Source organism: Methylocystis sp. H62 (assembly GCF_015709515.1).
Classification (GTDB): Bacteria; Pseudomonadota; Alphaproteobacteria; order Rhizobiales; family Beijerinckiaceae; genus Methylocystis.
The window spans coordinates 1-17,074 of record NZ_JADNQZ010000036.1 but is presented as its reverse complement, the minus strand read 5'-3'; the positions used below and the strand labels follow the sequence as shown (position 1 = coordinate 17,074).

Below are 17,074 nucleotides of genomic sequence, written 5' to 3'. Positions count from 1 at the left end.
TCATCGCGCGATGGCTCGCGCCCCGGCGCCCGCACGCCATCTTCCGTTTTCGAACGCTGCAAATTGTTTCCGGTTGCCACCGTTCGTCTGTTTTCGCCGCCCTAAATCCGCTCTCGCCCTACGCCGGCCAGATCGCTCTTGCACGCGAAATGCACGTCACCAATTCTGCTTTCAGGGGGCTTCATCAACCACCAAAGAATGGAAAAACGTCCCTTGGCCGACGCTGAAAGGATCATCCGTATAAAGACCGTGCTGGCTCGCACTGGCCTGTCTCGCTCGACGCTCTATCGCAAGATCGCCGAAGGCACATTCCCGCGCCAGGTGCCGATCAGCATCAATGGCGCGGGCTGGCATGAGTCCGCCGTCGATCGCTGGATTGCTAACCCCTCCGGCTATCGCGTCAAAGCTGTGGAGCACTCTTCGTAGACGCTCCCTCAAGCGGATTGGCTTGCTTTGCGTAATGGCGTAACTCGGCACCAGCCTTCTTTGCGCAATAGCTGGCCCAGGCCTCCATGAGCGCCCGTCTCTTCTCAAGCGCATCACCACGCCGATACGCTTGCTCCGCCTGGTCGCCGACCACATGCGCCAACGCCGCCTCGGCGATCTCGCGTGGGAAATGCGTTTCGTTCCCAGCCCAATCACGAAAGGCGCTTCGGAACCCGTGAACTGTCGGGCCACCTATGCCCAAGCGGCGCATGACCTTCGCCATTGCGACGTGACTCAAGCTCCCCCCACGGGGGCTTTGGAAAACGAGCTCTCCCGCCCGAGCGTCGGCCAGCTTCTTGAGGATCGTCAGCGCCTGGTCCGATAGCGGAACTCGATGTTCGCGGGCGGCTTTCATCCGAGAAGCGGGCACAATCCAGACTTTCGTTTCCATATCCAATTCGGTCCATCGCGCCCCGTAGATTTCGCCGGAGCGCGTCGCCGTGAGGATGGCGAACTCCAACGCCATCGCTGCAATCGACTCCGATTGATGCTCTCGCAATTTCGCAAGGAAGGCTGGCACCTCGGAGTAAGCCATGGCGGCGTGATGACCACGCGTGAGCTTCTGGCGCTTTGGAAGCAGGTGCGAAAGATGACCTCGCCATGCTGCGGGATTTTCGCCCAAGCGATGGCCCTGCGCTTTGGCTGCGTCGAGAACCGCTTCGATTCGACCCCGGAGGCGGGAAGCAGTTTCCGGCTTTTTGGTCCAAAGCGGCTTTAGCACTTCGAGGACCGCAGCAGTATCGATCTCATCGATCGGGCGGGAGCGCAAAGGTGCAGCGTCTTTGGTGAGGGTTGCCACCCATTGACCGCGATGCTTGTCGTTTCGCCACTCGGTACCCTTCGCTTCGATCAGGGCGTCGGCAACCTCCCCGAAAGTCGGCTTACGGGACCTTGCCCGCCGGGATTCCTCGCGGGCGGCGATCGGGTCGCGGCCTTCGCGAACAAGGCGTTCGGCTTCATCACGACCCTTGCGGGCGTTGGCCAAGGAGACGGCGGGAAAGCCGCCGAGCCCCATTTCACGTCGCTTCCCACGCCAATTAAAGAGGTAGAGCCAGCGACGGCGCATCGCCGCGCCATCGCCGTCAATGACCAAATAGAGCGAACCGCCATCCGAATGCCGGCCCGGCGACGTAATGGCTGCAGCCTGACGCGCCGTCAGCTTGTTCCTTGGCCGCGCCATCGGCACGCCTCCCTTTGGGCCCCACTTATGGCCCCACTTTTGGATTGCGATTGTATGCGAGAGCATGAGAGAAGGATAGACAGGTGACGCCATTAAAGTGCATGAAATCAGTGGTATTTTCTATGTCGTTAAGTCGTCCTGCGTCGTCATGAGAAATGATTTTAGCGGACTCTCACTCCGACCAAAGTTTTCAATGGCTTAGAAAACCTCAACGCTTCGGTGGTCACTGAAACCGCCACTGAAACGAGCGCGGGCTTGCGCTCCGGCTTGACCAGACGTGGCGCATGTTCTTTTTTCGTTCGCATGTCGAGCGGCCGCCGCGTCCCCCAGAACACCGCCGAATATGCACGATGGCTTGCGGGCGAAATCTCGCGTCGATATCGGCCGACCTGGTTTGAGCCAGACACTGCGATGTTTCTCGCAATGGCGCTCGAAGGCTACGGGAGCTGGCTCGATCACCAAGAGGCGAACGCGCTGGATTCAGTATGACGGCAATCGACGATCTCAGAGCATCACGCGTGGCGCTTAGACGCGATTTCGCATTTTGCTAATGCCCTCGGGCACATTGCACGATCCGCGACTGGCGGTGCCTTTTCGGTGAAACACTAGACGAGCAGTTGCTCCGGGTAAGCCACCCACGCGACCTAACATCTTCAGGAAGCGCATGCTGCGCCCCAGACACTTGTCAATCGCCAGAGTTTATGTTTCCTTCTTTTTGCCACAATTCGATTACCTTGGAGTTCATCATGCGATTTATGCTTCGACTGATTATGGCACTCCTTACACTTGCCTGCCTATCGCCGGCGTGGGCGCGAAGCGACTATATTGATAGTGCGATAGCGGCGATAAGTTCAGCAAATGCTCAAGCCAAGTTAGGTTTAAAAAAGGGATGGTATAAAGCAACAAGCGGTTCGACAGACTTCATAATCGAGATCCCGAGCGACATGACTTCTACTCTCAAGTTTGATTATCGATCCCGGATATTATTATCCGCGCTATGGGAATTTGAAAGAGAAATATTTGCTACATTAAGGGTGGCGGATAAGTGTGTTACTATATCTATAAAAAAGTTGACCTATGGCGAGGGAGGTTTCTTAACGGGGGGCAATAGTGACATTATCCCGAGCGGTCCCTGCAGGGAATCAGAGCCTTTATCTAGATTGAACGACTTTCTTCGGTTGTCCGCGGATCCGGCGCTATTCTTCAGCGGATCTGCATTCGTATCAATCGGTAAGATAAAACGTTGTACCAATGCGAGTTGCACAACATTGCAGGATGGCATTCCTATCCGCAGAGTTGATTTTTATGGGAGCATTGGCCCTGATGGCACGCCTCTCCCTGCATTCCGCGCAGCATTTGAGGAAGGATCGCGCATAATCCTGCCAAAAAATGGTATGCTGGCCATCGGCCCGAATTCTGAGGCCGTCTTTAATGATCTGTCTTATGACTTGGAGGCAAAATCTGGCTCGGCACTTCTAAAGAGATTTAATGTAACGCTCACCGAAGGGATAATTTCTGCTGGAAACACTATTCTCAAAATCAAGCCTGTAAGCAGGCTGACCGCAGAGGAGGTTAAGATTGAAAAGGACGATCTCTCCTTCGATATAAAGAGAGGGTCTTTGTCCGGCGAGCTAGGCGAAGGAACCTCCGTAATTCTTACGAGCAATCAAGATAAAACCTCCACGCTGAATATCCATTATGCAAAAGCATCTTTCACCGGAATTAATTATAAGGGAACGTCAGCGCAGTCGTCTTTAAGCATTCAGCGCGGTATATTGACCACACAACTTGAAAACGGCGAACTGTGGTTCAGTGAGCGTAACAGCGTACGCTTAGGCTATACCAACATTAATCTGATCTTGGGCTGCCCAGAACCGGTCCCTTCTGATTGCAGACCAGTATCTTGGTCTTCGAATCAGCTTTCGGTGTATGGGACGGTTAACGCATTTTCGACGACGCTGATTGGAGGGCAGTTTAATATCGCGGAAGTTGGGACGGTACAGTTGCGTACGGGCCAAATCATGGCTGATACACTCGCCATTGATTCGACTGATACAATCAGTCCCGTTACAGGCAAAGTGAACAAATTCGAAATTTCACTAGAGGGTCAAAATCTTTACTTCGACCGCTCCACGGTTGCAAAGCTATCCCAAGCGGAGATCAAAGGTTATGACTTGATATACAAAAAGGGGCAAAAATTTCCCATAGGCAGCGTAAAATTGGTTGCCTCTTCTTCCGGAATAGAAGGAGGAAATATCGGAAAAGTGAAATTTGATGCTGGTGCTCAGCTTGAGTTGGAAGTCCGAAGACAAGATGGTGACGAACCGGAAATCGTGAATGGCGCTATCAGAGGTGAGGCGAAAGTTGCTATGGACGGAGGAAACTTCGTTAGGACGAAAATAGATGTGGATGGAATAAGATATTATAACGGGTTCGGCGACGCTCAATTGAAGTTAACAGCCGTAGAAGGGGCGTATACGTTCGTAACTCCGTCCGCTCATGATTCTAAGTCAGAACTTGGATTTGAGGCCCAGATCGATGTGAAATCGATCACCTTAACGCCCACGCTTGCTCAGCCTCTCGTGCTCGGTCCAACTGCGCTAAAAGCCTCGCACCGGTCTTGGATGATCGACCCGCTAACGGGAATTCCGTTCAAGCTCGTTCTGCCAATCGCGGAGCAGGAACTTGTTTACGCGCCGATCAAGACTCCCGTAGGTGGGACATTGTGCGCTCCGAAAGTCAATCTGCATTCGCAAACTCCTAATATAACCGGCAAACTTGACGTATTCGGCTCCAGCTTGGGCGGAAAGGTCAAGGTTTACGATAACGCTTTGTCCGCGGGTATCGACGCGCAAGCAGACGACAGAGGATGCGATAAAATAGGAGCGCTGGTTTGCTTTCTCATAGGAACTGCATTTGGAGGGCCAATCGGCGGAGCGGGATTAGCTGTGCTATGCGCAAGTGACATAAACCAGGCGAAGAGTGATTTGAGCGATACAATTCGTAATGAATCCATGCGCAAGGTTTCCGAGTCGCGATTTCAATTCGACTTTTAGATCCTTAGCTCGGGTTTCTTTGTCATGAAGTAGCATTTTAGGGCAAGACAGGAGTATCCCATGCCTTGGATTGACGGTAACTTCTCCGCTGTTGCTGATGCTGCCGGTGTTGTGAATTACGCGCGTCGAATATCATCGCCATTTCCGTTGCGACTCGAAAGGTATCGTGTCCACACAACATCGGGCTGTAGTGGTCGAAGCCATGTAGTTCAAATGAGAATTGCAAGGGCGGACGACCCAGCCGACAAGCTCGAAGTGGGTGCTAACATTGAAGATTGTTCGGAGTATAACAACAAAATACAGCCACCCTATTCAATAAGAACAGGAAAAAATTACGATCTCGCGCTAACTGTGAGTGGTTTTAATGCGAACGAGCCGGTAGAGGGAGTTGCGGGAGTGCTTTATTCTTTATTCTTTATGCTTACGTCAGAGACAGCTTAGCGCAAAAGGAGTGGAAATGCCGATTGCAGACATCACAATTAGAAATGGCACTCCTCCTGAATGGAATGCCGTTATCATCGGGGCCGCCTGCGATTTTTTTTATCGTGATGGCACAACATCACAAGACGACAAGCAAGGCTTAAATATACCTTCAGGAAGCGGGGAAGCACATTGCTACTCGAGAGATAATTGTGTAGGCAGTTACAAAATAGTAATTGCCGTTCGTGTTAGCAATACCGTAAAACTTGTAGAGGCTACATATGGTGTTGAGGAAGGCAAATGTATTACAGGCGATACTGTAACCTTAGGAAAGAAACGCAATCTTGATGTTATCGAGAAGCGACTCGGGACTACGTCGACTGAGCACTCTTTTGAGCTTGTGACAGACGTAAAACACGAATATAGTAAATAACAGTTCGTGTCCGGCACGGGTGAATACAGTCTCCTGCGATCATGTTTGTCCCAGCCCAAAAGTGCGCGGAATCGCTCCGTTTTCCGAGCGTTTCAGCGTATGTCGAAATTATTGAATATTTCACCGTTCTCCGCGAGGCGGCGATCCTTGCCCCTGGGGAGCAGCAACATTGCTCGGTGCAGGCCGATGTCAGGCTGCGTCCCTGCCCATCTGCGCTAAGCAAGAGAAAAGCCCAGCCACGAGGGCTGGGCTTTCCTGGATTCACCGGGCTCGAAACGAGCGATCAGTATTTCGCCAACACCGGCGCCGAAGAGCCGAAGTTGAAGTGGTAGTTCACGCCAAAACGGATCGTGTGGAATCGCGTGCGGTTGTTGACGTTGTTCAAGTTGAGGCCGAAATTGAAGCCGTTGTTGTTGTTGCCGCTGAGCTGCGTATAGAGATACTCGGCCTTGACCGACCAATTCGGCAGCGCAACGAACATATACTCGGCGCCGCCGCCGGCGGTCCAGCCCGTCTGCACGGTGCTGTTCTGGTTCAACCAGCCGTTGCGTTTCACCTCGCCATAAGCGAAGCCGCCTGTGCCATAGACCAGCAGTTGCGGGCTCAGCAGGTTGACGCCGACGCGGCCGCGCACGGTGCCGAACCAGTTCAGGGTCGCAGTGGTGACGGGAGGGACGCCAAAGAGCCAGGCGTAGCTGTTGCCGCCAGCGCCAGAGCCGATGCTGGTGCCCTGGAAATCGGTCTCGACGCCGACGACGAACATCGGCGTGATCTGATAATTGTAGCCAATTTGAGCGCCGCCGACGACGCCCGCCCGGCTACCGCCGTGATTGTTGACGCCCCACCCCCAGGCGTTGGATGAATTTTGGGCGTAAAAGCCGACGCCGAAGTTGAGACCGGCGTAAAAGCCCGTCCAGGTCATGATCGGCGGAGGCGGCGGTGGCGGCGGCGCCTTGTAGGACGGAAGATCAGCGGCCATAGCCGAACCAGACGTCAGCGCGAGGGCCAAAGCGGCAAAGATCGCCTTTTTCATTATGCCTTCTCCTAAAGCTTAAAAACGGCTTGGGCCGAATCCCCGCACCAAAGGCGGCTTCAGTTAAAAAAAGCGACCAGCCCTGCACAGTCAAAGCAATTTAGAAGCTATTCGGCCCTCCGGGCACGCTTTCCACCCGACTGTGGCGGCGGCGCCACAATGCTGAAGCGGATTCTCGTCGAAAAAATCTGTCAACCTTTTCTGGACCTTAGGGCCGCAAAAAAAATTCCAACATTGGTCGAACCCGCCCCGCCCCGACGGGCCGCCCTCAGTGTCCGTCATTGGAAAAGTGCTGATAGTCGACGCTTCTTTTCCAATGTCCGCCCCAGCGCCAGCCTCGTCGCGCGAAGCCTCTGGTGACGACGCCCCCGTCAACGATGATCCCGACGATATCTCTCCTGCGCTCGGAGGGCTCGTCGTAAGCGCGCCCGGCTTCAGGTTCGGTGAGGTTTCCTTCCCGATAGGGATTTTGAACGGGATTGATGTCCACCGCCTTGCCATAGGCGTGTCGCGACATCGCGCCGCGATCGGTGGTTCGGCAATTGAAGGCGCTCGTATTATTCGCCGCCATCGACCTCGCGTCATCCCCTCCGAATTCATCGATCAGCGACATTCGATAGATTCGAAATTTCCCGCTGTCGAAAATGTCCTGAAAGGCAGCTGCGACGGCGTTTGCGACGCTTCTTGCAACGATCAGAGCGCCAGTCTGCGCGTTGCCGTCGAAATCGAGGTAAGGGACTCTCAAGAGAACGAGCTGGTCCCGTCCGGGACATGGAAGCTCTGCGCGCCACGACCTTCCTTGCATGTAAGCCCATACGGCGTCGGGTATGGGTTCAGCCGTGACCTTCGCGCCGCGCGCATGCGCTTCTGCGCCAGCAAAAAGCAAAAACAGAAGCGCAGCCGCTCCGATGGCGCGTGAGCAGCGATTTGTCAAAATCATGCGCCCGCCAATCCGCGTCTTCATTCCGCGGTTAAAATATTCAACTGGCGTATGCCGCTGATCGCCATCGAAAGAAGGGCAACGCCTCGATCGTCAGCGCCGCAATGCACACGAATTCGCCGACCCCATCCGCGATCACCATGTCGCCGATGGTGAGTATCGCGAGTCCCTTGCATATTTCCGAGACGGCGAAAATTCCGTTCGCTCTGGCCAAGCAAACCAACTTGCCGAGCGGGCGGTCAGTCCGAGCAGTAAATGCCTTCGCCGAGAGGAAGACGTTCTCACTTTTTCGGGGCGATGGTCCGACCGATGATGACGCCAAGGGAAAGCCCATGCCCAGCCTTCAAAGATGGAGGTGTTGTTCCTCTACCTTGAATTGCGAACGCCAATATGGCCGACATGCGGCCCGACCTAGGCGCAAGCGGCAATGAAATGACTGCGCTCGATCTCCATCCGTGAGCTTTGAATAGAAACGCCCCGACTGCGGAGTGGCGGCGGGGCGTTTCTTGCGTTTCAACGAACTGGCGTGTTTCTCAGCACACCCATACCCAGCTGCCGACGGAACCGCTCCACTGCCAGCACACGCCGGGGCTAAGAGGCCGCCAGGGCGTGCTCCAATCCCGCTTCTGATAGCGCCAGAGCCCGCCATATGACTGAACATCATGAGGGTACGATTGCTGCGCTTGAGCCAAGGGCGTGAAAGCCACACTCGCCCCGATGATCAATAGCGTGAGCCTGCGCATTTTTTCCTCCCGATTGAATCGACGTTGGCCAATTCAACTGGGTTGAACGCAAGATGAATCAAGCTGCTGGCTGATTCTACGCAGTATCCTCGCGCTTGGATTTCACACTATAGACTGAATGAGCGCTAGACTGAATGAGCGCTCCAATGGCGAGCCTAATGCTTCGCGAAACGCTCTATGGCGTTGATAAACGCCTCCGGCGAAGCGGCAATGCGTCGAACGACTTGCATCGGCAATTGGACGAGCATCCGAACCGTCGTGAAGGTGGCGACGAACGTCGACGACGAAACAAAACGCGTCATTCCTGTCTCCATGATGTGGTCGCTGCGGCGCGGCATATGCGGGGGAGGCGTTCGGCCGGCGCGGTCCAGACTCTGAGAGATTGCGATGCACACTGAAAGCACGCAGACGTTTCAGCCGGTTTGCTGCAATGTTGCCCGTCGGTATCCGACTTCAGTCAAATTTGTGGGCCGCCGCAATGCGCCGCGGCCATCCATCATTGCACGGCGCGGGGAATTGCCGCCGTGTCCTAAAAAGCGCCATTTTATCTTATAGATAAGCTCCATTCAGTCGGGCCGAGGAAACCGCGGCATTGGAGGGGCTATGAAAAAGTCAGGTATCGGCGCGGCTGTTGCTACGCTGTTCTCCATACATCCCGGAGTCGGCGGTGAACTGCCAACGGCGACTGCGCCTGCGCCGCTCATCCCGGGGATGCTCGAGGCGAACGCCGCGCCGACCTTGAGGATTGGAGCCTATGTCGGAGCGCTCAGCGACCAATCTCTGATCAACATCACCGTCCTGCGGCCGTGGGCGCCAAACTTCGCCTCTGGCATCCTCGTGGACGTCCATGCCGTTTATACGGCGTGGCGGTTTCAAAGCATCCCGCTCGAACTCGAAATTGAAGGCGGAGTCGCCAAGCGCTTCGGCAGTCGCGAAGCCGGACAGCAGTGGGAGTTCGATCTGATCCCCATGGCGAGATGGACGTATTTTCCATGGAATGATTACATCTACACAAATTTCAGACTTGGCTTGATCGGCGCGAGTTATGTAACAGGAATCTCAGAGTTTGAGCGACAGTTTGACAGCAGCGGCCATAGCTCCCGATTCCTGAATCTGCTCGTTCCAGAACTCACCGTCTCTCCTTACAAAGAAGCGCCATTTGAGGTGTTCGTTCGCGTCCACCATCGTTCCGGCGTCTACGGCCTCATCAACGGCGTCCATGGCGCGTCGAACTACATTTCGACTGGAATTCGATTTACCGCTTTTTGAATATTGATCGACGACGCGCCGGATTCGGCCGCCTCTCTGATTATCCGCCCAGAATGTCCGCCCGCAATCGATCGGCGACGACAGCGACCGCCGCCGCCACCGCCGGCGACATGGGCGCGCCGATGTCGAAGATTTCGCCTTCGATCGCATAAACGATGCAGCGCGGGGGCAATGCGCCCAGCGCGCGGGCGAGCTCCAGAGCTTCGGCGAGGCCGAAGCCGTGCGTCGATGCGCCGAAAGCCACTCGCGGAAGCGGGCCTGTGCTGACGTCAAAGCGGCAAATTTCGCCGGGCTTCGCCCCGAAAACGCAGGCGTCGACAATGTAGGCGACGTCCGCGCCCTCGAGCCGCGCCAATACGCGCGTCGCCTCGCCCTCCTCCTCGATAATTTCGACGGCGACCCGCAACGCTCTCAGCGCACGCGCGACCGCGCGGCCTGCCGCATCGTCGCCCCGCTGGGGATTGCCGATGCAAAGCACGACGATGCGTCCTTCGCGCGCGCTATCGACCCCGGTCGACATCGAGCCGCAAAAAATGCGTCGCGCAGGAAATGCAGGGGTCGTGATTGCGAATGGTCTGTTCGCATCGATGGCGCAGAGCATCGTCCGGCAGATCGAGCCACGCCGTCGCGAAAATCTTCAAATCCTCTTCGATGCTCGGCTGGTTCTGCGACGTCGGCGGGACGATGCGGGCGTCGGCGATCTTTCCATCGGCATGAAGCTGATAGCGGTGATACAGCATGCCGCGCGGCGCCTCGGTCGCCGCAAAGCCAACCCCCGCACGCGGTTCGAGATCGACGGCCGGGCGGTCAGGTTCTTCATATTGGTCGATGATCCGTAGCGCCTCGTCGCAGGCGTAAAGAACTTCGACGGCGCGAACGATAATGCTGCGGAAGGGATTGGCGCAGATCGTTCCAAGTCCCGCTTCGCGCGCCGCCTCGCGCGCGATCGGCGAGAGAGACGCGGCGTTCAGCGCATAGCGCGCCAGGGGCCCCGTGAGATAAGCCCCGCGCGCCTTGATGTGCGCGTGCAGCGCGGTCGAATGTTCGACGTGGCTCTCTTCGAAATGTTCGTCATATTCCGCGGCGGCGATGTCGAGCCCGCGGCTTGAGACGATGCGGCCCTGGTTCAAGGGATATTCGCCGTCGCCGCGCAAGGCGACGAATTCATAGTCGCGCTCGACGTCAGGAAAATCAAAACCGGCCGTCCAGCGCACGGTCGCGAGCGCCCCGTCCCGCGCACGCTTCAGCTCTTCGGCGAGCGGCTGAAGTTCGCGCCGGCGCGGCGCACGATAAAAGCCGCCGACGCGGACATTGATCGGATGAATCTCGCGGCCGCCGAGAAGTGCGATGATCGCATTGCCGGCCTTTTTGAGATCGAGGCCCCGACGCACGATATCGGCGTGGTCGCGCGCCATCTCGATTGCGCCCGCATAGCCGAGGAAATCCGGCGCGTGCAGCATGTAGACGTGCAGCGTGTGGCTCTCGATCCACTCGCCGCAATAGAGAAGCCGTCGCAGGTCGCGCAGCGGTCCATTGACAACGACGCCGAGCGCGTTCTCCATCGCGTGAATCGCGCTCATCTGATAGGCGACCGGACAGATGCCGCAGATGCGCGAGGTGATATCGTGCGCCTCGCTATACATGCGGTCGCGCAGGAAGGCTTCGAAGAAGCGCGGCGGTTCGAAAATTTTGAGTTCCGCCGACTGCACGACGCCGTCGCGGGCGACGACCTTGAGCGCGCCCTCGCCCTCGACACGGGCGAGCTGATCGACCTTGATCGTCTTAACGATCATGACGTTCGCTTTCCTCGCGGAAGGCGTCGGCATTAGCGTTGAAGGTTCTGTAGACGCGCTTCAGCGCATCTTCATCCATGCCGAGCTTGCCTAGCCATGCCGACAGCGACGGCGCGTTGGGCGTCTCCATCGGACCATAGCAGCCATAGCAGCCGCGATTGTAGGAGGGACAGAGCGCGCCGCAGCCCGCATGGGTGACGGGTCCCAGACAGGGCGTGCCGTGACCGACCATGACGCAGAGATTGCCGGCGATCTTGCACTCGACGCAGACGCTGTGCGGCGGCGTTTGCGGTTTGCGCCCCGCGAGAAAGGCCGAAATTGTTTCGACGAGCTGCCTGGTGTTGATCGGACAGCCGCGCAGTTCGAAGTCAACCTTCACGTGATCGGCGATCGCGGTCGAGGTCGCCAGCGTTTGGATATAGTCCGGCCGCGCATAGACGATCGCCGCATATTCGCGCACGTCGGCGAAATTACGCAGCGCCTGAATGCCGCCTGCGGTGGCGCAGGCGCCAATCGTAATTAAGAACCGCGACTGTTTACGGACCTCCTGGATGCGCGCCGCATCATGCGCCGTCGTCACCGAACCTTCGACGAGAGAAAGATCGTAGGGACCTTCAACCGACGCGCTCGTCGCCTCGAGGAAGTGCGCGATCTCGACCTCGCCGGCGATCTCAAGCAATTCGTCCTCGCAATCGAGCAGGCTGAGCTGGCAGCCATCGCATGAGGCGAATTTCCAGACAGCGAGTCTTGGTCGAATGCGCGCCACGTCACAGCTCCCGATAGGCGAGAAGATCGCGCACGCGATCGTAGCGATGGACCGGCCCGTCCTTGCAGATGAACAGCGGACCGAATTGACAGTGGCCGCAATGGCCGATGGCGCATTTCATGTTGCGCTCCATCGAGACGAAAATACGCGAATCCGCGATCCCCGCGTCTTCGAGCGCGAGCGCGGTCGCGCGGATCATCACTTCCGGTCCGCAAATCATGGCGATGGCGTCCGCCGGGTCGTAGCGAAGCTTGGACAGCAAAGGCGTCACATAGCCGACGTCTCCGGTCCACTCCGGTCCGGCGCGCTCCACAGCGACGCGCAGCTGGAAGTCAGGCGTCTTCCGCCATTCTTCGAGTTCGCTGACAAAGATGAGGTCGTCCGGCGTGCGCGCGCCATAGAGGACGCCCACCCGGCCGTAAGCGGCGCGATGGCGCAGCAACCAGTAAATTGCCGGCCGAAGCGGCGCGAGGCCGATGCCGCCGCCAATCAGCAGGACGTCGAAGCCCTTGGCCTCCTCGACCGGCCAGCCGACGCCGAAAGGACCGCGCAAGCCTACTTGGTCGCCAGCCTTCAATCTGCCGAGCGCCGCGCTCACCGGCCCGACGGCGCGGATCGTATGCGTCAGTCGATCAGGCGCATCGGCGGCGCCGCTGATGCTGATCGGTATTTCGCCGACGCCGAATGCGTAGAGCATATTGAACTGCCCCGGCGTAAAGGGCGTCGCGCGCTCAGGCGCGAGATCGAAGGTGAACACCTCCGCCGACTCGCGAATGAAGCGCGTCACCGGCGTCATGCTCGGCGCCATCGGATAGGGCGGCGGCGTGCAGGCTTTAAGCGTTGGCGGCATCATACATCCCGAGCGCCTGCATGCGCGCCGACTGCAGACGTTTAACGAGCGGCGGTATGAAGCGCTTCATCATTTCATAGCCGACGCGCGGATCCGCCTCGCATTTGCCGCGCAGACACTTGCCGTCGAACGAGATCGCCCGCGTCAATTCGACGACGCGCGCATCGAATGACGACCGATAGGGCGGAATGAGCCAGTCGGCGCCGAGAATTTCGCCGCTCTTGACGGTGAGAAAGGTGAAAGCTCCGCGCCCCGGCACGAAAGTCTCCAGCGCCACGGCGCCGTGTCGCACGAGATAGAATGAATCCGCCGCAGCCCCCTCGCGATGCAGATAATCGCCCGGCTGCAGGACGACATTTTTGGCGCATCCGGCGATAAGCGCCAATGTTTCTTCGTCGAGCCCCTCAGCGAAGGGATGATGACGAAGCAGATCGGCGATGTCCTTCATGGCCAGTCCCCAGCGGACGTGTCACAGCCGCGGATGGCGCGCACCTCTTCGGTAATGTCGATGCCCACTGGACACCAGGTGATGCAGCGCCCGCACCCCACGCAGCCCGACGAGCCGAACTGGTCGATCCAGGTCGCAAGCTTGTGAGTCATCCACTGTCGGTAGCGCGATTTTGCGCTGGCGCGCACGCTGCCGCCATGAATGTAGGAAAAATCCATCGTGAAGCAGGAATCCCAGCGGCGCCAGCGTTCAGCGCGTTCTCCGGAAAGATCGGAGACGTCTTCCACCGACGTGCAGAAGCAGGTCGGACAAACCAAGGTGCAGTTGGTACAGCTCAGACAGCGTGTCGCCACCTCGTCCCAGCGCGGATGCTCGAGATTGCTCATCAGCAGTTCGTTGAGATCGTCCGAACGCATTTCGCGGCCCATCGAGGATGCGGTGTGTTCGATGACAGCTTCACCGGCTTCAACCTCGCGACTTGACGCGAGCCGATGCGGAACCTGCGCCAGGAGCGCGCGCCCCTCGTCGCTGCCGGTCTCGACGAGAAAGATCTGCTCGGTCCCGTCGAGAAGCTCGGTCAGGGCGAGGTCGAAGCCCTGCTCCACGCGCGGACCCGCGTGCATCGAAACGCAGAAGCACGTGCCTCCCGCCTGGCCGCAATTGACGGCCACGATCAGCGCGCGCTCGCGCAGCGCTTTGTAGTGCGGATCGACATAGAGATCGCCGACAAGGACCCTGTCTTGAATTTCAATCGCGCGAATGTCGCACGCGCGCACGCCGATGAAGGCGAGACGATCGGTCGGCGAGGGTTCGGGCGTGACGCTTGCGGTCTCGCCATCGCGTTCGGCCGTCCAAAGCCGCAGCTTCGGCGCGTGCAGAAATTTTTTCCACGACTGCGGCCCGACGGAATAACCAAAGAGCGCATCGTCGTTGCGCTTGGCCAATCTGTAACGGCCGCCGTCCTGCTCATCCGTCCATCCGCGGGGCAGGTCCTCGACAGATTCAATATCGTCGTAAACGATCGCCTGATTTTGCACGGTCGGCCCGATGGCGCGATAACCGCCCGCCCGGATCGCCTGCAGCAAATCTTGCAGGCCCTCGACCGTGATGATCGCCGCCGCTTCGTCAGCTTTGGCCATGAGCGCTCCTAACCAGGCTTCCTGCCCGCAGATATCAAATCGGACGACGTCGGATGTTTCGTCAAGTCTAGCCTTTGCCGGCGCCCTTGTGACGCGAGGATGACATTAGGCCGACGTCCGGCGTCGCGCGCTACGTCTTCCCCTGTCAGAGTTCAACCGCCCACGCGATCCTAGAGCCCAAGTTTACCAGCAGGCGAGACGAGCGGCGCCCGCACCCCCGCGCCCAGTTGCTCGGTTCCCGCGCACGAACTATCTTGAGCTTCTAATTCGGCCAACAGGCGCGTGGGACAAGGCGAACTTGCCGCCGCTGTATCGCTCGCGCCGAACTGCGAGGATTGTTCATGTCCAATAGCCCCGACCCGGCCGAACCCAAGTTGCCTGATACCTCGCCGCAGCACGAGAGCTGGGCGACGTCGATCGAGCACGGCATTGAAGAGATCAGAACCCAGTCCGCCGGCGTTCTCTTCCTCGACGTCATCAAAATCGACCTGCCCTATATCGTGATGCTGTCAACGGCCGTGCTCGGCATCGGCATCGTCACCTTCACGGGACAGCCGGTCGCCTACTACTGGGAGTTTCTGACGCCGGTCTATTGCGCGATCTGCATTTATATCGGTTGGCGGCACACCGAAACGACGCATGAGCGCACGCGGCTGGTCTGGACCCAAATACTGCACTGGGCGGCGTTTCTCTTCGGCATGTGGCTGATCTATTCGCCGCCGCTGCGAAAACTGATCGACGTCAATGCGGCCGGGCTCAATCTGATGGTGCTGCTCGCTGTCGCAACCTTCGTCGCGGGCGTTCACGCGGCCGCATGGCAGATTTGCGTCGTCGGCTTCATTCTCGGAATTTTCGTCCCAGCGGTGGCGATCATTCAGCGCTCGTCGCTGTTCATTCTCGTGTCCGTTCTGGGCATAGGCTTCGTCGCCGCCAGCATCTACATCACGCTGCACTCCCATCGCCGAAAGGCGCGCGAGGCGGAGGGGACCATGTAGAGCGGGCTCCGAAAAAGTTGACAGTTTTTTTCGATGAGAACCGGCTCGAACGTTTGATTTTAAGCGATTCCTCCCCGATCACATGATTCGATGTGATCGGGAAGCGCTCTAAGGGGTGCGCGCCGAAGAGCTATTTGGCGCGCACGCCGATCAGGCGGAGGCCGGCTGCGCCGCCAGCGCGGCGCGAATGGCGTCGTCTTTGGACTTATCGAACGACGTCCGCAGCACCACGCCGCCGACGCCTTTCAACCCTTCGAGGACCTTGTCGGTCGTCATTTTGCGCACGAGCAGGAACAGCGCGGCGCCGCCGGGCGGAACCGCGGCCGCCACGTCCTTCATGAATTTATCGTCAATGCCGAAGTCGGTCAGCGCGCCCGACACCGCGCCGGCGCTGGCGCCGATCGCGGCGCCTGCGAGCGGCATCATAAAGATCAATCCGATCAGAGCCCCCCAAAAAGCGCCGGAAACTCCGCCAAGGGCCGTCGTATTGAACAGCTGATTGAGCTTTATCGCGCCATCGGCATTCTTTACGGCGACGACCGCGTCGCCAAGTTCGATCAGATATTCCTTTTGCATGGTGAAGAGCTTCTGCCGAACTTCTTCGGCCTTTTCTTCCGACGGAAATGCAATCACGAGAAGATCATTCATCGGCCTCTCCCATTCCGCGCGCGGATCTCGCGCGCCGCCATTGACGATCTAGTTCAGTGAAAGAAGCAAGACAATGCGCCGAGGAGCAGCTGAGGCGGAATGACGAGACCGAACGACGGCCGGCGGACGCCGCCCTCATCGCTTTCACAGCGACGCTGGCGGGCCAGCCTTCCATCAAGTCACTAATCCTGGCGACGTCGCGAAGGCGCGAATTCGCAGCGGGCGCGCTGCGGGACACGACGCGGCGCGGCATACAGGAAGCAGAGCGGCGAAAGCGCCGCGGCCAGCAACAGCATGACGATCCCCATAGGAGTTTCTCCCGGTTTTTGTGTCGCCGCCCGCCTTAAAAGCGGGCGGCGAAGTCTCGGATTACTCGGTCAGGAGGGCGACGCCTTCCTTGCCGATCAGGCGCTGAATGTTCATCAGCAGCTGAAGCACGACGCCGAACACGCCGAGCGCCATCCAGCCGAAGAACACGAAGCCCCAATGCAGCGGCGCAACGAACAGTTCTTCCATGAACCAGAACGTGTGGCCCCACTCATTCAGGCCGACGTTCGGGATGATCATGAACGGGCCAATCGCCACGATCAGATAGGCCACCGAATAGCCCTTGGAGAAATACGGAAGACGCGTCTTCGCATAGAAGAAGCCGCCGACCGCGATCACCGAGTAGATCGGGTAGCTCATGTAGAACTCGATGATGTGCGACGGCGTGAAGTCCGTGTCGCGAATCACCGTCATGTGCCAGGTGCCGTCCTGCTCGGTGAAGAACGACGCGCCCCAGTAAATGGCCGCGGCGTAAACAACAAGCCATTGCACTTCGACAACCAGGCGGCGCATCTCTTCGCGCGGCGCCAGGTTCGAGAAGTCGCGCG

The 17,074-nt window shown here is 58.2% G+C and carries 18 protein-coding genes; 5 read left to right on the top strand and 13 right to left on the bottom strand.

The window, feature by feature from the left end:
• The first annotated feature begins 213 nt into the window (after nt 1-213).
• Complete coding sequence (locus IYY11_RS02145; protein ID WP_196402540.1) at nt 214-426, top strand: helix-turn-helix transcriptional regulator; 213 nt, start codon at nt 214-216, stop codon at nt 424-426.
• Here IYY11_RS02145 and IYY11_RS02140 read toward each other — a convergent pair.
• A complete protein-coding gene (locus IYY11_RS02140; protein WP_196402555.1) occupies nt 401-1,666 on the bottom strand; it encodes a site-specific integrase in 1,266 nt (421 codons plus the stop codon). The genes IYY11_RS02145 and IYY11_RS02140 overlap by 26 nt on opposite strands.
• A 701-nt stretch (nt 1,667-2,367) precedes the next feature.
• On the opposite strand from IYY11_RS02140, the gene IYY11_RS02135 reads away from it, so the two are divergent.
• Nucleotides 2,368-4,722 (top strand): hypothetical protein, encoded by a 2,355-nt coding sequence (locus tag IYY11_RS02135; RefSeq protein ID WP_210331200.1) that lies wholly within the window; start codon nt 2,368-2,370, stop codon nt 4,720-4,722.
• A 457-nt stretch (nt 4,723-5,179) separates the two neighbouring features.
• Nucleotides 5,180-5,575 (top strand): hypothetical protein, encoded by a 396-nt coding sequence (locus IYY11_RS02130; RefSeq protein ID WP_196402538.1) that lies wholly within the window; start codon nt 5,180-5,182, stop codon nt 5,573-5,575.
• A 283-nt stretch (nt 5,576-5,858) separates the two neighbouring features.
• Here the strand turns inward: IYY11_RS02130 and IYY11_RS02125 are convergent, their stop codons facing one another.
• The 4 genes from IYY11_RS02125 to IYY11_RS02110 all read right to left on the bottom strand — a co-directional run bounded on the left by IYY11_RS02125 (nt 5,859) and on the right by IYY11_RS02110 (nt 8,593).
• A complete protein-coding gene (locus tag IYY11_RS02125; RefSeq protein WP_196402537.1) occupies nt 5,859-6,608 on the bottom strand; it encodes an outer membrane protein in 750 nt (249 codons plus the stop codon).
• A gap of 268 nt (nt 6,609-6,876) precedes the next feature.
• Entirely contained in the window at nt 6,877-7,548 is a 672-nt protein-coding gene (locus IYY11_RS02120) for a M15 family metallopeptidase (protein ID WP_196402536.1), read from the bottom strand.
• A 40-nt stretch (nt 7,549-7,588) separates the two neighbouring features.
• Nucleotides 7,589-7,762: a hypothetical protein gene (locus tag IYY11_RS02115; RefSeq protein ID WP_196402535.1), complete on the bottom strand. Its 174-nt coding sequence runs from the start codon at nt 7,760-7,762 to the stop codon at nt 7,589-7,591.
• A 684-nt stretch (nt 7,763-8,446) separates the two neighbouring features.
• Complete coding sequence (locus IYY11_RS02110) at nt 8,447-8,593, bottom strand: hypothetical protein (RefSeq protein WP_196402534.1); 147 nt, start codon at nt 8,591-8,593, stop codon at nt 8,447-8,449.
• A 301-nt stretch (nt 8,594-8,894) separates the two neighbouring features.
• Here IYY11_RS02110 and IYY11_RS02105 point away from each other — a divergent pair, with 301 nt between their 5' ends.
• Nucleotides 8,895-9,560, top strand: coding sequence for a hypothetical protein (locus IYY11_RS02105; protein WP_196402533.1), 666 nt, complete (start codon nt 8,895-8,897; stop codon nt 9,558-9,560).
• Between the two features lie 40 nt (nt 9,561-9,600).
• Here IYY11_RS02105 and IYY11_RS02100 read toward each other — a convergent pair whose 3' ends face one another.
• The 6 genes from IYY11_RS02100 to IYY11_RS02075 are packed head-to-tail and all read right to left on the bottom strand — an operon-like array spanning nt 9,601 to nt 14,556.
• Entirely contained in the window at nt 9,601-10,080 is a 480-nt protein-coding gene (locus tag IYY11_RS02100; protein ID WP_196402532.1) for a hydrogenase maturation protease, read from the bottom strand.
• The gene (locus IYY11_RS02095; protein ID WP_196402531.1) at nt 10,061-11,353 is read right to left on the bottom strand and encodes a Ni/Fe hydrogenase subunit alpha; all 1,293 of its coding nucleotides are present in this window, start codon (nt 11,351-11,353) and stop codon (nt 10,061-10,063) included. Before IYY11_RS02095 ends, IYY11_RS02100 begins: the two co-directional genes overlap by 20 nt.
• On the bottom strand, nt 11,343-12,119 hold the full coding sequence (locus IYY11_RS02090) for an oxidoreductase (RefSeq protein WP_196402530.1): 777 nt from the start codon (nt 12,117-12,119) through the stop codon (nt 11,343-11,345). Before IYY11_RS02090 ends, IYY11_RS02095 begins: the two co-directional genes overlap by 11 nt.
• 1 nt (nt 12,120) lies before the next feature.
• Nucleotides 12,121-12,972 (bottom strand): FAD/NAD(P)-binding protein, encoded by an 852-nt coding sequence (locus IYY11_RS02085; RefSeq protein WP_196402529.1) that lies wholly within the window; start codon nt 12,970-12,972, stop codon nt 12,121-12,123.
• Nucleotides 12,953-13,417 (bottom strand): cyclic nucleotide-binding domain-containing protein, encoded by a 465-nt coding sequence (locus IYY11_RS02080; RefSeq protein ID WP_196402528.1) that lies wholly within the window; start codon nt 13,415-13,417, stop codon nt 12,953-12,955. The genes IYY11_RS02085 and IYY11_RS02080 overlap by 20 nt, the downstream gene beginning before the upstream one ends.
• A complete protein-coding gene (locus IYY11_RS02075) occupies nt 13,414-14,556 on the bottom strand; it encodes a 4Fe-4S dicluster domain-containing protein (protein ID WP_196402527.1) in 1,143 nt (380 codons plus the stop codon). The genes IYY11_RS02080 and IYY11_RS02075 overlap by 4 nt, the downstream gene beginning before the upstream one ends.
• A 341-nt stretch (nt 14,557-14,897) precedes the next feature.
• On the opposite strand from IYY11_RS02075, the gene IYY11_RS02070 reads away from it, so the two are divergent.
• The gene (locus tag IYY11_RS02070; RefSeq protein WP_196402526.1) at nt 14,898-15,551 is read left to right on the top strand and encodes a hypothetical protein; all 654 of its coding nucleotides are present in this window, start codon (nt 14,898-14,900) and stop codon (nt 15,549-15,551) included.
• Between the two features lie 150 nt (nt 15,552-15,701).
• Here IYY11_RS02070 and IYY11_RS02065 read toward each other — a convergent pair whose 3' ends face one another.
• Both IYY11_RS02065 and IYY11_RS02060 read right to left on the bottom strand, forming a co-directional pair.
• Entirely contained in the window at nt 15,702-16,199 is a 498-nt protein-coding gene (locus IYY11_RS02065) for a DUF1269 domain-containing protein (protein ID WP_196402525.1), read from the bottom strand.
• Nucleotides 16,200-16,568: 369 nt separating this feature from the next.
• The coding region (locus IYY11_RS02060; protein ID WP_196402524.1) for a methane monooxygenase/ammonia monooxygenase subunit C at nt 16,569-17,074 on the bottom strand (506 nt) is incomplete at its 5' end.

Bases quoted from the DNA above. Each gene is read 5' to 3' on its own strand.
- IYY11_RS02140 (WP_196402555.1), bottom strand. From the start codon at position 1,666: ATGGCGCGGCCAAGGAACAAGCTGACGGCGCGTCAGGCTGCAGCCATT.
- IYY11_RS02080 (WP_196402528.1), bottom strand. From the start codon at position 13,417: ATGAAGGACATCGCCGATCTGCTTCGTCATCATCCCTTCGCTGAGGGG.
- IYY11_RS02065 (WP_196402525.1), bottom strand. From the start codon at position 16,199: ATGAATGATCTTCTCGTGATTGCATTTCCGTCGGAAGAAAAGGCCGAA.
- IYY11_RS02075 (WP_196402527.1), bottom strand. From the start codon at position 14,556: ATGGCCAAAGCTGACGAAGCGGCGGCGATCATCACGGTCGAGGGCCTG.
- IYY11_RS02110 (WP_196402534.1), bottom strand. From the start codon at position 8,593: ATGACGCGTTTTGTTTCGTCGTCGACGTTCGTCGCCACCTTCACGACG.
- IYY11_RS02105 (WP_196402533.1), top strand. From the start codon at position 8,895: ATGAAAAAGTCAGGTATCGGCGCGGCTGTTGCTACGCTGTTCTCCATA.
- IYY11_RS02120 (WP_196402536.1), bottom strand. From the start codon at position 7,548: ATGATTTTGACAAATCGCTGCTCACGCGCCATCGGAGCGGCTGCGCTT.
- IYY11_RS02125 (WP_196402537.1), bottom strand. From the start codon at position 6,608: ATGAAAAAGGCGATCTTTGCCGCTTTGGCCCTCGCGCTGACGTCTGGT.
- IYY11_RS02100 (WP_196402532.1), bottom strand. From the start codon at position 10,080: ATGTCGACCGGGGTCGATAGCGCGCGCGAAGGACGCATCGTCGTGCTT.
- IYY11_RS02095 (WP_196402531.1), bottom strand. From the start codon at position 11,353: ATGATCGTTAAGACGATCAAGGTCGATCAGCTCGCCCGTGTCGAGGGC.
- IYY11_RS02130 (WP_196402538.1), top strand. From the start codon at position 5,180: ATGCCGATTGCAGACATCACAATTAGAAATGGCACTCCTCCTGAATGG.
- IYY11_RS02085 (WP_196402529.1), bottom strand. From the start codon at position 12,972: ATGATGCCGCCAACGCTTAAAGCCTGCACGCCGCCGCCCTATCCGATG.
- IYY11_RS02070 (WP_196402526.1), top strand. From the start codon at position 14,898: ATGTCCAATAGCCCCGACCCGGCCGAACCCAAGTTGCCTGATACCTCG.
- IYY11_RS02135 (WP_210331200.1), top strand. From the start codon at position 2,368: ATGTTTCCTTCTTTTTGCCACAATTCGATTACCTTGGAGTTCATCATG.